The organism is Kushneria marisflavi (assembly GCF_002157205.1).
Lineage (GTDB): Bacteria > Pseudomonadota > Gammaproteobacteria > Pseudomonadales > Halomonadaceae > Kushneria > Kushneria marisflavi.
Genome location: NZ_CP021358.1, coordinates 1625873 through 1641609, shown reverse-complemented (window position 1 = coordinate 1641609; position 15737 = coordinate 1625873). Strand labels below are relative to the sequence as shown.

Sequence of the window (15737 nt, the reverse complement as noted above, 5' to 3'; positions counted from 1 at the left end):
GGGCATCAATTATGAATCAATTGGTGCCCTGGGCCTCTTTTTCCTGACGGGTTTTCTCGATCAGGGCTTCGGCGACCTTTGGCATGTTGTCCAGGCCGTTGGCCGAGCGCGGCGTGATAACATACTGACCATTGACGATCAGTGCCGGCACACCCATCAGCTTGTAGGCCTTCATGCGAGCGTTGGCCTGGTTGAGCTGGCTTTTGACGCCAAAGGAGTTGAGCGCCTTGAGCGCCTCGTCCTTGCTGACACCATAGTTTGTGAAGAACTCGGCAATCTCGTCGTCATCGGTCATGCGATGCCCGTCCTTCTGGATGGCATCAAAGAAATCGCGATGAAACTGCGTGTTAAAGATGCCCAGCTCGCGCGCGGCGTAGTAAGCCGTGGCGTGGCGCAGCCAGACCTTGCCCATGGTCGCCGGCAGGCGCTCGAAGACCACGTCATCGGGCAGGGTGTCGACCCAGGCTTCCAGCGGTTCTTCCAGTGCGTAGCAATGCGGGCAGCCGTACCAGAACACCTCGGTAACGCCGATCTTGCCGTCCGGTACCTCACTGGAGACCGGTTTGTCGAGGACTTCGTAATCCTGTCCGGCAACGGGTTCGGCTGCCATGGCCATGCCTGACAGGCCGCAAACGGCGACGGCGGCCACCAGCCAGCGGGCGCCCGGAAAATGCTTTGGCTTCACAATGTTACTCCCTGAACAGCAAATGATTTCAATATTGCCTAAGCGCAGTTGTTATCAGCATGTTATGCGTCGTTACTTTGAACGCCCGGCGCACGAAGGGTTCCCTGCTATCCTGGCAGACCCGGGCACGACTGACGAGCGAGGCGTCAACCGGGGGTGTTACACTCGCCTCATTATCTCATCGTTGCCCATTGTCTCATCGTTGGAAATACCCCCATGTCGGATGTCATGCATCATCATTTTCCGTCGGCCACGTTTTTGACCAGTGCCCCGAAATTGGCCGACTGTCCGGCAGACACCGGGCTGGAAGTCGCCTTTGCCGGGCGCTCCAATGCCGGCAAGTCCAGTGCCATCAATACGCTGACCCGTCAAAAGGCGCTGGCACGCACGTCGAGAACGCCCGGTCGTACCCAGCTAATCAACTTTTTCACCGTGGGCGATCCCATGTATCGGCTGGTCGACCTGCCGGGCTATGGCTTTGCCAAGGTGCCGGAAGCCGTGCGCCGCGAATGGCAAAAGCACCTGGCCCAGTATCTTCGCGAGCGTCGCTCCCTGCAGGGCACGGTACTGGTGATGGATGTTCGCCATCCGCTGACCGAATTTGATCAGATGATGATGGGGTGGGCAGATGAAAACGACATGCCTTTGCACATCCTGCTGACCAAGGCCGACAAGCTCAAGCGCGGCGCCGCCATGGGCGTGTTGTCAAAGGTGCGTCATCAGCTCAAGGAATGGGAGGATCTGGTCAGCGTCCAGCTGTTTTCCTCGCATGACCGCCAGGGCGTGGAAGCGCTCAACGAACGTCTTTGCCAGTGGCTTACACCCGGCCAGGCACCATCGGCAGAAGATCAGGGCTGACGCCTGAAAAGGCACTGCCTGTACAGGGGCGGTGGGCTAGAAGCTGTAGATCTGGCGGCTGTTGGGGTAGCGCATGCTCATCGAGGGCGCCGGGGTTTGCGGGCCGAACAGTGAACCGCTGGTCGGCATGTCCTTCTGCTCTGCCTGATCCAGGTCAAACAGCATTGGCTGTGACTGCCCCTGGTGGCCATCAAGCTGCAACAGGGCGGCCTCCTGTCTCTGCTGGCCAGGATAGTGCAGCGTCGATCTCGAGGTCAGGCTCGTGTCACTCGACAGTGTCGCCTCGTTGTTCGACATGGGCAGGACCATGACCAGAGCCATGGCACAAAGCACCAGCGTGATGCTGAGTATATCGAGAGGACGCATGATCCAAAGAGCCTATCAGGGTCGGTGAAAAAGGATGAACACCCGCGTCAGGCAGTCATTATTGTTAATCGAGGCATGTCTTGATGCCTCGTGAACCGCTGTAAAAAACGCGCTTATTATTTCATGTCCTAATAATAGGCGAGTGTTTTAAAAGGTAACTGAATTTTTCAGTCATCCTGTGGTCATCCATGACCTTCGTGGACTATTCAAGCCCGGCCAGCATCGTTTCCAGCTCTCGAATATGGCTCAGGCGATGAATGCCGCGGGGTGCATGATCCGGCAGTCCCGTATTTTTGGCATCGATCCAGGCCACATGCATGCCAAGGCGCTGAGCCGGCAGGGCATCCTCGGCCCAGGAATCTCCCACATGCACCGCTTCGCGCGGGGACTGCACGCCAAGGCGTGCCATGGCGGACAGAAAGCAACGCGCATCGGGTTTGGGCGCCAGCGCTTCACCGGCCTTGATGATCACATCAAAGTGTTCGGCAATGACCAGTCGCTCCAGATCCACATTGCCGTTGGTGATCGCGCCCAGCCGAATACCGTGACTGCGCAGCCTCTCCAGCATGGCGGGCACCTCTTCGAAGATGGCGACATCGTGGCGTAGCGTCAGCATGTGTTCGATGGTGTCATCGGCCCAGCGGCGTGCCTCGTTCTCGGCCAGACCGAAATCGAGCAGCATGCCGGTCAGGGCCTTGCGGCGAAGCCAGGTAAAATCGCCCCGATACAGCGGATGCTGCTCTGCCAGTGCCATGCGTCGGCGCTGATATTCCTCCAGCGGGAAGCGCGCGGCATGGCCGATCTGCGCATCGAGCCATTGATAGTGGCCGGGCTCGGTTGCGGCCATCACCGGGCCGTTATCCCAGAAGGTGTCGTCGAGATCGAAAGTGATGGCCTTGATCATGGGCGCTTGTCCTGATGGTCTGAAGTCCTGAAGGAAGAGTCTTCGCGGGAAGAAGGAGACTGATCGGCACCGGATTTTCGATGCGCCCGCGGATGGGCGCGATCAAAGGTATCGGCCAGATGCTGCCAGTCCAGGCGAGTGTAGACCTGGGTGGTGGAGAGATGGGCATGGCCCAATAGCTCCTGTACGGCGCGCAGGTCCTGGCTGGATTCCAGCAGATGGCTGGCAAAACTGTGGCGCAGGCGGTGCGGGTGTAGATGCTCCGGCAGCCCGCGTTCGCGTCCAATATGGGCCATGCGAAGCTGAATGGCGCGATGCCCCAGACGCTGACCGCGGGTGCCGACAAACAGTGCCGGCTCGTGAGGGCCTGCCAGCATGCCTCGTATCTTGAGCCACTCGGCCAGTGCCGCTGCGGCCCGACGCCCGATCGGCACCTGGCGTGGCTTGTCGCCCTTGCCGCGGACCCGGGCGCGCTGGGTATCGATATCCATGAGATCGATGCCGGCCAGTTCCGCCAGTCGCAGGCCGCTGGAATAGCAAAGCTCCAGCATGGCCTGATCGCGCAGTGACAACGGCGAGCCGTCATGCGGCGTATCCAGAAACTGCCCGAGCACATCGACATCGACCGGGCGCGGCAGATGTCGTGGCATTTTGGGTGTGTCCAGCAGCCGGGCCGGGTTGTGGCTCAAAAGCCCCTGCTCGATCAGCAGGTCGCAGAAACGGCGAATGGCGGCCTGTCGTCGCGCCAGACTGCGCGCGGCCAGACCGCGGGTGCGTTCACGTCCCAGAAAACGACGCAGGTGGTGGATGTCGAGGACGTCCCACGAGGGAATCTCCTCACGCACCATGAACGCTGTCAGTGCCGCCAGATCACGGCGATAGGCATCGACCGTGGCCGGGCTGTGCCGATGGCGCAGGCGCTCGATAAAACTCTCGACCAGCGGCTCCAGCGCACTCATGACGAATAACGCAATAGAAGGCGTGAGGTGACCTCGCCCAGCCAGGTCATGTTGTCGGGTGCCATCACCCAGGGCAGGCCTGCATGGTCAGCATGGGCCAGAACCAGATAGCCGTGCCGTTCGCCCAGCGCCAGCCGGACCACGGCGCAGCGTCCCTCGCTCAGGGAGGTGCTGGGCAGCAGACGCTCGGCCATGGTGCGATCCAGTGTCAGGACCTCGCAGGCACTGTCGAGGGTGGATGACAGCCATTGGTCGGTCTCGTCATCGAGCGCATGGGTCGGCGGCTGCGGCCATTCACCGCTTGAGAGCTGTCGCCACAGCGCCAGATGCGCCACGCCAAAACGCTCGCCAAGTTCGGCCGTCAGCGTCTGTGCCAGCGCATCGCTGCTCTCGGCCTGCAAAAGCGCCAGGGTCAGCGCGCGCATGGCGCAGGCCTGCTGGTCATGGTGTCGCGCCGCGTTCAACAGCGCCTGATATTGTCCTTCGGCCCGCTCGGTGCGGGCGCGCAGGGTCGCGATCAGCCGCTCGACCAGCGACACGGCGCCGCCGGTCTGGGGGTGAGCGATATGCAGCGAGGCCAGCAGCGCCTCGCGTCCTTCGAAAAAGTCGGGGTGGCGTGAAAGCCAGTCGCTGACCTGATCGGCATCAAGCGTCTCGGAGCACGGTCGGTCTGAGGCAGTGCTGTCATCGGTCATGTCATCTCCCGAAAGGGCTGGGCTATATCACGATACGGCCGTCAAAAACGCGCTCGGCCGGACCGGTCATGATGACCGACTGCCCGGGACCGGCCCATTCAATACTCAAAGTGCCACCGGGCAGGGTCACGTCAACGTGCTGATCCAGCAGGCCGCGTCGGATACCGCTGACCACGGCGGCGCAGGCGCCGGTGCCGCAGGCCAGGGTCTCGCCCACGCCCCGCTCGAACACGCGCAGCCGCACGTGCTGACGCGACACGACTTCCATGAAGCCCACGTTGACGCGCCTTGGAAAACACGGATGCGTCTCGACGCGCGGCCCAAGGGTGGTCACGGGGGCGTGATCGACACTTTCTACATCAATGACGGCGTGAGGGTTGCCCATCGACAGGGCATCCATGGTGACCGTTTCGCCATCGACGTCCAGCGTGTAGGCGTGGCTTTCGCCGTCGGCCGTCAGCGGGATGTCCCCCGGGTTGAAGCGGGGAGCACCCATGTCGACGCGGACCCGGCCGTCCTCGGCCACCTTCAGCAGCAGATTTCCGCCGGCCGTCTGAACGGCAATCTCGCGTCGGGCGGTGAGCCTTTGATCCAGCACGAAGCGAGCGAAACAGCGAGCGCCGTTGCCGCAGTTTTCCACTTCGCTGCCGTCGGCATTGAAGATGCGATAGCGAAAGTCCATGTCCGGGCGTGACGGTGGCTCGACCAGCAAAAGCTGGTCGAAGCCGATGCCAAAGCGACGATCGGCCAGGGTGCGGATGCGCTCGCTGTCCAGTCGCGCACGCTGGGTGACCAGGTCGACCACCATGAAGTCATTGCCCAGCCCGTGCATCTTGGTGAAGTGCAGCATCATGAAGCGTGACGTCCCTGCGGCGCGATGGCCGCCTCCGGCAGCAGCGCTTCACCGGCCCATAGCGTGGCCAGCGGTTCGCGCTCGCGTACCAGGTGCATCTGATCACCCACCACCATGACTTCCGGCGGACGTGACCGGGTGTTGTAGTTCGAGGCCATCACAAAGCCATAGGCACCGGCGGAGTGCACGGCCAGAAGGTCGCCCTGGGCAATGGCCAGCTCGCGGTCCTTGCCCAGATAGTCGCCGGATTCGCAGACCGGTCCCACGATGTCCCAGTGCCTGGTATCGTGCGTCTGGCGCTGATCCACCCGGGTAATGTTCTGCCAGGCCTGATAGAGCGTCGGCCGGATCAGGTCATTCATGGCGGCATCGACGATGGCAAAGTTTTTCGCCTCGCCCGGCTTCAGGTATTCGATCCGGGTCAGCAAAACGCCGGCATTGGCGGCAATCGAGCGGCCGGGCTCGAAGATGAGCTCGACGTCGCGATTCCCGATGCGCTGACGCAGGGCGGCGATATAGTCCGCCACCGGCGGTGGGATTTCGCCGGCGTAATCCACGCCCAGTCCGCCACCCAGATCCAGATGCTTGATGTGGATGTCCTGCTCCGCCAGACGGTCATACAGGGTGAGCAGTCGATCCAGTGCATCCAGAAAGGGCGAGAGCTCGGTGAGCTGCGAGCCGATATGGCAATCGATGCCCACCGGGCTCACGTGGGGCAGCTCGGCGGCGCGCTGATAGACGCGCTCGGCATCGGCAATGGCGATACCGAACTTGTTGTCCTTGAGCCCGGTGGAGATATAGGGATGCGTGCGGGCATCGACATCCGGATTGACCCGGATGGAGATCGCGGCCACCTGATCGCAACGGCCGGCTACCTCGTTGAGGCGTTCAAGCTCGGCTTCGGACTCCACGTTGAAGCACTTGATGCCTACCTCCAGCGCTCGAACCATTTCGTCCTCACGCTTGCCCACGCCGGAAAAGACCACCCGACCCGGGTCGCCGCCGGCGGCCAGTACACGCTCGAGCTCGCCGAGCGAGACGATGTCAAAACCTGCGCCCAGACGGGCCAGCAGGTTGAGAATGGCCAGATTCGAGTTGGTCTTGAGGGCATAGCAGATCAGATGACGCGTGCCCTCAAGCGGTCGGGCGTAATCCAGAAAGTGCTGGCGAAAGGCCGCGGCTGAATAGACATAGCAGGGCGTGCCAAAGTGTTCGGCCACGCTTGAAAGCGGCAGCTGCTCGACGTGAAGCTGCTCATCGTGCCAGACAAAATGCGTGCTCATGTGCCCCCCTGACCGGCAGCGGCCGGTGAAGCGGGCGCACCGGTTGAGGCGGCACCGCCTACCGTGCCGGCCGTAGTGGTGGCAGGGCTGCTGTCGCCTTCGGGCACGCTGATGGCGCTCTGGTGCTCGGCATCGTCACCCTGTTGTGCATCATCCTGACGGGCGCTGTCCTGCTTCGCACTGTCTGCCTGGGCGTCGCCTGATTGGTAATCGCCCTGCGGGTCGTAGCGGTCACGGGCCTGCTGGTTGTCAGGCATATAGAGAGGGCCGGTCTGGCCGCAGCCGGCCAGCACCAGAGTGGTCATCATGGCCAGTATCAGGCGGTTCATTGCGCACCATCCTTCTGATCAAGGGCATGGGCCGGAAGCCTTGTCAGCGCTTCGCGGGCGCGTTGGGCCGCGGCGCGCACCTGATCGGGGGCCGTACCCCCGATGTGATTGCGGGCGGCGACCGAGCCTTCCAGCGTCAGATAGTCAAAGATGTCGTCGTTGATGTAACTGGAGAAGCGCTTGAGCTCTTCAAGCGTCATTTCGGAAAGGTCACGACCTTCTTCGATACCGAAGGCTACCGCCTTGCCAACGATTTCGTGGGCATCACGGAAGGCCACGCCCTGACGGACCAGATAGTCGGCAAGGTCTGTTGCGGTGGCAAAACCGCGTTTGGCGGCGGCATACATGTTGTCGCTTTTGGCCCGCACCGCCGGAATCATGTCGCCGAAGGCGCGCAGGGAGCCAAGCACGGTGTCGAGGGTGTCAAACAGCGGCTCCTTGTCTTCCTGATTGTCCTTGTTGTAGGCCAGCGGCTGGGACTTCATCAGAGTCAGAAGGCTCATCATGTGGCCGTAGACGCGCCCGGTCTTGCCGCGTACCAGTTCGGGCACATCGGGGTTTTTCTTCTGTGGCATGATCGAGGAGCCAGTGCAGAAGCGATCAGGCAGGTCGATGAAATCAAACTGGGCGCTGGTCCAGAGCACCAGCTCTTCGCTCATGCGCGACAGGTGCATCATCAAAAGACTGGCAAACGCCGTGAACTCGATGGCGAAGTCGCGATCGCTGACCGCATCCAGCGAGTTTTCCGCCGGGCGCTCAAAACCCAGCAGTTCAGCCGTGACGTGACGGTCGATCGGGTAGGTCGTGCCGGCCAGCGCCGCAGCACCCAGCGGCATGATATTGACTCGCTTGCGAGCGTCGAGCAGGCGCTCCTGATCGCGGGCGATCATCTCCTGCCAGGCCAGCAGATGGTGGCCAAAGGTGACGGGCTGGGCGCTTTGCAGATGGGTAAAGCCCGGCATGATGGTGTCGGCTTCACGCTCGGCCAGCTCGATCAGGCCCTGGCGCAGACGCGAGAGCTCTCCGGCCACGGCGTCGATACCGTCACGCAGATACAAACGGATGTCGGTAGCGATCTGGTCGTTGCGCGAGCGCCCGGTATGGAGCTTCTTGCCGACAATGCCGATGCGGTCGGTCAGGCGCGCCTCGATGTTCATGTGGATGTCTTCAAGCGCCACGGACCACTCGATCTCGCCGCGCTCAATCTCGGCCTCGATCTGTGTGAGACCGTCCACGATGGCGTCACGCTCGTCATCGGTCAGCACGCCCACACGTGCCAGCATGGTGGCATGGGCAATCGAGCCGCGGATGTCGTGATGATAAAGGCGCTGGTCGAAGCCGATGGAAGCGGTAAAGGCCGCCACGAAGGCATCGGTGGGCTCGCTGAAGCGACCGCCCCAGGATTGATTGGTGGTTTGCGTCATCTGCTGGCGATCCTGCATCGAAAGGGTCGGGACCGGGAGGCCGGTACGTTACCGCCTCCATGGGCGCGTCAGTGTAACAAGAAGTCGATGGCCTGTCGGCACGCGACACGCCCCCTGATGGCTGCAATGACTGTTTTTTGCCGGGCGCCACTGCTTTATCATGCACTTCTCGTTTTGGCCGCTATCAGGAGTGCTCGTGTCCGACAGAGCCACGATCAGAATTGCCACCCGCAAGAGTCAGCTCGCCCTGTGGCAGGCGGAACACGTCAAGTCTCGTCTTGAGGCCCTGCACCCCGGGCTTGAGGTCGAGCTTGTGGGCATGTCCACGCGCGGGGATCGCATTCTGGATACGCCGCTGGCCAAGATCGGCGGCAAGGGTCTGTTCGTCAAGGAGCTCGAGGAGGCGATGCTGGCAGGCCTTGCCGATATCGCCGTGCACTCCATGAAGGACGTGCCGATGAGCTTTCCCGAAGGGCTGGGTCTGCATGCCATTCTGGATCGCGGCGCGCCCACCGATGCCTTTGTCTCCAACGATTATCCGAATTTCGATGCGCTGCCACAGGGGGCGCGTATCGGCACCTCAAGCCTGCGTCGTGCCCTGCAGATTCGTGCGGCCCGGCCCGATCTGGAAGTGCTCAGCCTGCGTGGCAATGTACAGACGCGGCTGGGCAAGCTGGATGCCGGCGAGTTTGACGCGATCGTGCTGGCGACATCAGGGCTTGAGCGACTCAATCTGGACATGCGCATCGCCGAGCGGCTGGTCCCGGAAGTCATGCTGCCGGCCTGCGGTCAGGGCGCGCTGGGCATCGAATGTCGCAGTGATGATGAAGCCCTGCGAGCGCTGATTGCACCATTGATCGATCAACCCTCCAGCCTGCGGGTACGGGCCGAACGGGCCATGAATACCCGTCTTGAAGGCGGCTGTCAGGTGCCCATCGGCGGTTATGCGGTGCTGGAAGACAATGATCAGACGCTGTGGCTGCGTGCTCTGGTCGGTGCGCCCGATGGCTCTCAGGTCATTCATGCCGAGTCACGCGGGCCGGCCGATGACCCGGAAACTTTGGGCATTCAGGTGGCCGAAGAGCTGCTCACCCGCGGTGCCGGCGCCATTCTTGATGCCGTTTATGCCGATGAGCGCCCGCCGCGCTGAGGATCCGGGATGTCTTCTTCGTGTTCGAGCCATGGCACGCGTCATACAGCGACAGCCCTGATTGCGCGCCCCGGCGCCCGCGCGCAGGCGCTGGAGCAGGCGCTCGAAGAGGTGGGGCTGATGCCCCGGTCTCTGGACATCATGACCCTGGTCGCACGAGAGCCGGACCCACAGACGCGCACGCTGCTGTATGATCTGGATAACTTCCGTCATGTGATCTGCACCAGTCCGTTTGCCGCAGCCTGTCTGATTGAGGCCATTGAGGCACGCTGGCCGCAGCTGCCTGCCGGCATCGACTTCCATGCCACCGGCGTGAGTACCGCCGAAGTGCTGAGGGCCGGGCTGGGCGTGGAGGTCAGCGCCCCCGGACCGGGCACGGGCAGTGCCAGCGAAGCGCTGCTCGACATGCCGGGTCTTCAGGCCATTGCGGGGGAGCGCATCGCGCTGGTCTCGGGAGAAGGCGGGCGTGAGCTGATTGAACATACGCTTTTTGAACGTGGCGCCGAAGTATCGCGGCTGTCACTCTATGAGCGACGGCTACAGCCACCCGGTGAAGACATGCGTGACCGGCTGGCGCGGGGCGATTTTGCAGTGTTGGTCGTGACCAGCCAGGAGCAGCTTGAGTACCTTGATCACTGGTGTACCCCGGTGACCCGGAAGCGACCGCTGGTCGTTTCCAGCCAGCGATTGGCTACAATGGCAGGCAGGGATCACTTCGAATGTGTTTTCATTGCCGGCGATGCCACGCCGCAGACATTGGCAGAGACCTCGGCCATGGCCTGGCAGCAGGCGCCGGGCATACCCGATTAAAAAAAGGGCAGCGATAAATGAGCAAGCAGGAAAACGATAACGACGATCGCAGCAATGCATCTTCCGGCAGTGCGTCTACTGGCGATGCATCGACCCATGGCGCCGCGACAGGCACCGGAACCGACGGGGCGGCGGAAAATGCCGCCGTCACCGGCGAAAACGCACGCACCGGCAGCATGACCGGGCCGGGCTCGTCCCAGTCCGGCGTTAGCAGCAGCGGTCGCCCGTTCGAGCCCGGTGATATGCGTCCCGAGCATCGCCCGCGTCAAAAGGGGGGGCGTCGATCGATATTGCTCCCCATTCTGCTCGTTCTTCTCCTGCTGTCGCTTGCTGCCTTGGGCTTTGGGGCCTGGCTGTTCGATCAGCAGCGCAACGCGATGGATCAGCTGCGCCAGGACGTCAATCAGGTCCAGCAGAGCAGCAGCCAGTCCTCTCGCGAGGTCTCAAGCGCGCTCGAGTCGCGTGACCAGCGTCTTGGCCAGCTTCAGTCAAAACTGCAGGAAAACGATCAGGCGCTGTCGCGCGTGATGGAAGAGCTCACACGCAGTCAGCAGACCGACGAGCGCCAGTGGCAAAACGCCGAGATCGAGTACCTGTTGCGCATGGCCAACCAGCGTCTGCAGCTCGAGCGTGATGTCAGTGGCGCCCAGTCGCTGCTTGAAACCGCCGATCAGCGCCTGCAGCAGATCGACAACCCGGCTCAGCTGCCAGTGCGCCGGGCGATCGCCTCCGAGCTCTCCGAGTTGAAGAGCCTGCCCGAGGTTGACCGCAACGGCCTGTTTTTGACGCTCTCGGCGATGGCTGATCGCGTTGATGAGCTGCCGCTGTCCCAGGAAAGCGAGGCGCTGGCCGCGCAGAAGGATGACGGCTCGCTCTTTACCGGTGGCTGGCGCGAACAGCTCTCGCGCATGGGGACTCAGCTCAAGGATCTGGTCACGGTGCGTCGCCATGACGAGCCGCTGGAAGCCTTGATCACGCCCGCACAGGAAGGCTATCTGCGCCAGAACGTACGGCTTTTGCTGGAACAGGCCCAGCTGGGCGTCATGCGCAGCAACGAGAAGATCTATCAGGACAGCCTTGAGCGTGCCGGCAAGCTGATCACGACCTACTTCCGCACCGACGACAGCAACGTCCAGCGTCTGCGCGAGCAGATCAAGTCGCTGTCACAGCGCAATATCAGTCCCGAACTGCCTGATATCAGCGGCTCGATCGAGGCCATCAACAAGCTGCAAAACGCCCGTCGCAACGGTAACGGTCAGGGGGCGTCCTCATGAGAAAGCTGATCCTGTTCATTGTCGTCGGGCTGGCAGCCGGGGCGCTGATCGGCCAGCTGATGATGTCTACGCCGGGCTATATCCTGATTCGGGTCGGCGACATCTCGCTGCAGACCTCCTTCTGGTTCGGCCTGTTGCTGCTGTTTGCGCTCTTTCTGGTGGTACATTTTGTCCTGCGTCTGCTCTGGCGTCTGCGTCGTCCGGTCAGCCGAATGAAGCTCTGGAATGCCCGCACCCGCAACCGTCAGGCCATGCATCGTACCGTCAAGGGACTGGTGGCGCTGGCAGAAGGTCGCTGGAAGCGCGCCGAACAGTCGCTGACCCGCTCGGCCGAGGATTCCTCCACGCCACTGGTCAATTATCTCTCCGCGGCGCTGGCGGCCCACTACCAGGGCCGTCATGAGCAGGCCGATGAGCTTCTGAAAAAGGCCCATCACAGCACCGAGGGCGCTGACAGCGCTGTCGGGCTGGTGCAGGCGCAGCTGATGCTGGATCGTCAGCAGTCCGAACAGGCGCTGGCCACCCTGACACGGCTTCAGGCGCAGATGCCTGAGCACCCGCAGGTGCTCAAGCTGCTCAAGCAGGCCTATCTCAACGTGGAAGACTGGGAGGGCATGCGCCAGCTGTTGCCGAAGCTCGAACGCCACGACCTGATCAGCGAAGAAGAGCGCAAAACGCTCGAGCGGCGCACCTATCTGGCGCTTCTCACTCAGGCCGATCAGCAAAAGGATTATGACCGCGCCCGCACGCTCTGGGCCGAAATGCCGGAAACACTGAAGGGCGACGTGGATCTGGTGCTGCTGCAGGCCGCCATTCTGGAGCGCGGTAATGACGCGGCCGAAGCTGAAAGCATGATTCGCCAGTCGCTGCGAAGCCGCTGGGACAGTCGGCTAGTGGCGCACTATGGCCTGCTGTCAGTCGAGCCCGGGCGTCAGCTGGTCACGGCCGAAAAATGGCTGCAGGAGCGTCCCAACGATCCGGAGCTTTTGATGACGCTGGGCCGGCTCTCGCTGCGCAATGCCTACTGGGGCAAGGCACAGGAGTACTTCGAGGCCAGCCATCGCCAGCGCCCCAGCGGTGTGGCCTGTGCCGAGCTGGCAAGGCTCTATGCCAGTCTTGGTCAGCACAGCAAGAGCCAGCACTACTATCGCAAGAGCGTGGAGCTGCTGGACCGCTCGCTGCCGGCGCTGCCGCAGCCCAGCGAACATACCAGCTAGTTCCGACACCTCAATGAAAGAGCGCCTGCGGGCGCTCTTTTTCATGGCATCATCACGATTTTTTGAGTTAACCCGTGCGGTCTGGTGAGTGGCCGCGCAGAGAATCAACGTCTCGGGGAACGATGTTTTGAAGAGCAATGTTTTGGAGAGCAACGGGTATGCAGTTAACAGCCATCATGGATAACGTCGGCTTTTTGTGGCGTGCGCGTCTGTCACGCTCGGGGTGCCGCCTTGCAGGGCTGGCGCTTGGATTGTGTCTGGTCGTGGCCGGCATGGGCGCGGCCCAGGCGCAGGATCAGCAGGATGACGTACTGCGTACCACGCTGGATAACGGCCTTGAGGTCGTGATCGTCCACAGTGACCTGGCACCGGTCGTGACCACTCAGGTCAACTACCATGTGGGCTCCAGCGAGGCCTCCAGCGAATTCCCCGGCACCGCGCATGCCGTTGAGCACATGATGTTTCGCGGCGGCCCGGGGCTTTCAAAGGATCAGCTCTCGGTCATTTCGGCCAATATGGGCGGCAACATGAACGCCTTTACCGAAAATGATCGTACCCAGTATCACTTCACCGTACCGGCCGAGGATCTGGACGTGGCCCTGCATATCGAGGCCTCGCGCATGAAGGCCATCGACATGAGTGCATCGGACTGGGACCAGGAGCGCGGTGCCATCGAACAGGAAGTGTCGGGCAATCTATCCAACCCTGCCTTTCGCTTTTATACCCAGCTGGTCGAGGAACTCTATCGCGGTACGCCCTATGCCTGGACACCGCTGGGGACGCGCGATTCCTTTGATAACACCACGGCAGCGCGCCTGAAGACCTTTCATGATCAGTGGTATGTGCCCAATAACGCCACACTGGTGATTGCCGGCGACGTGGACCCGCAGCAGGCACTCGGCCAGGTGAAGACCCTGTTCGGCGACATTCCCGAAAAGACGCTGCCCGAGCGCCCCGCTTTTGATTTCGAACCGGTCAGGGCACGCACCATCGAGCTGCCCACCAACAGCCCCTATGGCTCGATCTATATGGGCTGGCGCACGCCCGGTCTGCAGGACGATGACTTCGCTATCACCCAGGTGCTGCTGGATGTGCTGGGCTCCGAGCGCGGTGAGCTGGCCGCCATGGGTTATGACGGCACGGCACTGGCCGGTGGCATGGGAGGGCAGCTGCAGCCTCATGCGGGGCTGGCCATGGCGGTGGGGGTCTTCCCGCAGGGCGGTGATCCGGCGCCGATCAAGGCGCGTATGCAGGACATCATCGAGAACGTGGTCAAAAACGGTGTGGACCCGTCGCTGGTCGCTGCAGCCAAACGCCGGATCATTGCAGACGTGGATGCCAGTCGTGAATCCGTCTCGGGACTGGCCAGCGCCTGGTCCGATGCGCTGATCAAGCGCGGGCTCGACTCCCCTCAGCAGATGAAGGCGCAGTACGAGGCGGTCACCGTGGATGAGGTCAACGCGCTGGCCAGAAGGCTTTTGAAACCCGAGCACGCCATTACCGCCGTACTGACGCCGGAGGCGTCTGGTGCGCCGACCAGCAGCGACGGCTACGGCAAGCCGGAGGAGCTGACCACCACGCCCAGCGGCCCGGTGACGCTGCCTTCCTGGGCCGAGCACGCCTTTGATAATCTCGACATTCCGGTCTCAACGCTCGATCCGAAGGACTATCAGCTGGACAACGGCCTGCGCCTGATCGTACAGCCTGAAACGGCCAGCGACCGAGTCATGGTGAGCGGGGCCATCCAGACCAATGCAGACCTTCAGACCCCGCCGGGCAAGGAAGGGGTCAGCGATATTCTGGAAGGCATGTACGGTTATGGCAGTCAGTCGCTGGATCGCCGGGCGCTGCGCGCCGCGGTTGATGAGCTCGGCGCCGAAGAGAGCGCTGGTACGAGCTTTGGACTGGTGGTGCCAAAGGCGAAATTTGACGAGGGGCTGGCGCTGCTGGCCGAGCATCAGCTTCATCCGAACTTCTCGGAAGACGCCTTTAATACCCTCAGGCAGCAAAGTGCTCAGGCGCTGCCCGGTCGTCTGAAAAGCCCGGGGTTTCAGAACGCCTACGCCATGCTGGGGGCGCTGCTGCCCGAAGATGATCCCATGCAGCGCCACATGACACCCGAGTCGCTCAAGAGCATCACGCTTGAGGATGTGAAGCAGTACTTTACGCGCGTATCACGCCCGGACATGACCACCATGGTGGTCGTCGGTGACGTCGACCCCGAACAGGTGCGCGATCAGGTCGAGCGCTACTTCGGCGGCTGGCAGGCCAGTGGGCCAAAGCCGGAGGTGGAGTATCCGACAGTGGCGCTTAACGACGCTGGCGCCTATCACACGCCCGACAGTGCCGCCAGCCAGTCGCAGGTCTCCATGTCGCAGATGATCGATATCGACCGCGACAGTGATGATCGCTTTGCGCTGTTTCTGGGCAATCAGATCCTCAGCGGCGATTTTGCCTCGCGGCTGCATCAGGCGCTGCGCGAACAGCGCGGGCTGGTCTATGGCGTGAGCTCAAACCTGAGCCTTGAGGCCCATCGCGGGCGCTTCAATGTCAGCTTCGGCAGCGACCCTGACAAGGTCCAGAAGGCACGCGAGCTGATCATTCATAACCTTGAGCGTCTGCAAAACGAGCCGGTCAGCGACAGCGATCTGCATCGAGCCAAAAGCATTCTGCTGCGCGCGATGCCAATGCAGGCAGCAAGCTACGAAGCCATCAGCGGTTCACTGTTGAACCTGGCACTCTCCGACAAACCGCTGGATGCCACCACGAAGGCGGCGCAGCAGTTCGTGGCGCTCACCCCGGCCGAGGTGCAAAAAGCCTTCAGGGCGCATATTCGCCCGGAGGGTTTTGTCACCGGTATTCGCGGGCCGACGGCGGAGTAGTCGCGCCCTTGATAACAGGTAAAACGCTGCTGTGATCAAAAGCGCCGG

15 protein-coding genes are annotated in these 15737 nt (G+C 62.2%); 6 read left to right on the top strand and 9 right to left on the bottom strand.

The features are described from left to right. Positions 1 to 16: 16 nt before the first annotated feature. Entirely contained in the window at positions 17 to 616 is a 600-nt protein-coding gene (locus tag B9H00_RS07515; protein WP_086901762.1) for a thiol:disulfide interchange protein DsbA/DsbL, read from the bottom strand. A gap of 285 nt (positions 617 to 901) precedes the next feature. On the opposite strand from B9H00_RS07515, the gene yihA reads away from it, so the two are divergent. Then, positions 902 to 1543 carry a ribosome biogenesis GTP-binding protein YihA/YsxC gene (gene yihA, locus B9H00_RS07510; protein WP_086900135.1) on the top strand — a complete coding sequence of 214 codons (642 nt, stop codon included), beginning with the start codon at positions 902 to 904 and terminating at the stop codon, positions 1541 to 1543. Between the two features lie 36 nt (positions 1544 to 1579). On the opposite strand, the gene B9H00_RS07505 is transcribed toward yihA, so the two are convergent. The 8 genes from B9H00_RS07505 to argH form a co-directional block, all read right to left on the bottom strand. Continuing rightward, on the bottom strand, positions 1580 to 1909 hold the full coding sequence (locus tag B9H00_RS07505; protein WP_086900134.1) for a hypothetical protein: 330 nt from the start codon (positions 1907 to 1909) through the stop codon (positions 1580 to 1582). A gap of 202 nt (positions 1910 to 2111) precedes the next feature. Beyond that, entirely contained in the window at positions 2112 to 2813 is a 702-nt protein-coding gene (locus B9H00_RS07500) for an HAD family hydrolase (RefSeq protein ID WP_086900133.1), read from the bottom strand. Next, positions 2810 to 3772, bottom strand: a complete 963-nt coding sequence (locus B9H00_RS07495; RefSeq protein ID WP_086900132.1) for a tyrosine recombinase XerC — start codon at positions 3770 to 3772, stop codon at positions 2810 to 2812. The genes B9H00_RS07500 and B9H00_RS07495 overlap by 4 nt, the downstream gene beginning before the upstream one ends. Then, positions 3769 to 4467, bottom strand: coding sequence for a DUF484 family protein (locus tag B9H00_RS07490; RefSeq protein WP_086900131.1), 699 nt, complete (start codon positions 4465 to 4467; stop codon positions 3769 to 3771). The genes B9H00_RS07495 and B9H00_RS07490 overlap by 4 nt, the downstream gene beginning before the upstream one ends. A 22-nt stretch (positions 4468 to 4489) precedes the next feature. Continuing rightward, positions 4490 to 5320: a diaminopimelate epimerase gene (dapF, locus tag B9H00_RS07485; RefSeq protein ID WP_086900130.1), complete on the bottom strand. Its 831-nt coding sequence runs from the start codon at positions 5318 to 5320 to the stop codon at positions 4490 to 4492. Further along, positions 5317 to 6603 carry a diaminopimelate decarboxylase gene (lysA, locus tag B9H00_RS07480; protein ID WP_086900129.1) on the bottom strand — a complete coding sequence of 429 codons (1287 nt, stop codon included), beginning with the start codon at positions 6601 to 6603 and terminating at the stop codon, positions 5317 to 5319. Before lysA ends, dapF begins: the two co-directional genes overlap by 4 nt. Next, complete coding sequence (lptM, locus tag B9H00_RS17205) at positions 6600 to 6932, bottom strand: LPS translocon maturation chaperone LptM (protein ID WP_086900128.1); 333 nt, start codon at positions 6930 to 6932, stop codon at positions 6600 to 6602. The genes lysA and lptM overlap by 4 nt, the downstream gene beginning before the upstream one ends. Continuing rightward, complete coding sequence (argH, locus tag B9H00_RS07470) at positions 6929 to 8356, bottom strand: argininosuccinate lyase (RefSeq protein ID WP_086900127.1); 1428 nt, start codon at positions 8354 to 8356, stop codon at positions 6929 to 6931. Before argH ends, lptM begins: the two co-directional genes overlap by 4 nt. A gap of 196 nt (positions 8357 to 8552) precedes the next feature. On the opposite strand from argH, the gene hemC reads away from it, so the two are divergent. From hemC to B9H00_RS07445, 5 genes are all read left to right on the top strand, one after another. Beyond that, entirely contained in the window at positions 8553 to 9506 is a 954-nt protein-coding gene (gene hemC, locus B9H00_RS07465) for a hydroxymethylbilane synthase (RefSeq protein ID WP_236944386.1), read from the top strand. A 9-nt stretch (positions 9507 to 9515) separates the two neighbouring features. After that, positions 9516 to 10316, top strand: a complete 801-nt coding sequence (locus B9H00_RS07460) for a uroporphyrinogen-III synthase (RefSeq protein ID WP_086900125.1) — start codon at positions 9516 to 9518, stop codon at positions 10314 to 10316. A 17-nt stretch (positions 10317 to 10333) separates the two neighbouring features. Next, a complete protein-coding gene (locus tag B9H00_RS07455; RefSeq protein WP_086900124.1) occupies positions 10334 to 11590 on the top strand; it encodes a uroporphyrinogen-III C-methyltransferase in 1257 nt (418 codons plus the stop codon). Continuing rightward, positions 11587 to 12807 (top strand): heme biosynthesis protein HemY, encoded by a 1221-nt coding sequence (locus B9H00_RS07450; RefSeq protein WP_086900123.1) that lies wholly within the window; start codon positions 11587 to 11589, stop codon positions 12805 to 12807. Before B9H00_RS07455 ends, B9H00_RS07450 begins: the two co-directional genes overlap by 4 nt. A 158-nt stretch (positions 12808 to 12965) precedes the next feature. Continuing rightward, positions 12966 to 15689 (top strand): M16 family metallopeptidase, encoded by a 2724-nt coding sequence (locus B9H00_RS07445; RefSeq protein ID WP_236944385.1) that lies wholly within the window; start codon positions 12966 to 12968, stop codon positions 15687 to 15689. Positions 15690 to 15737: the final 48 nt, after the last annotated feature.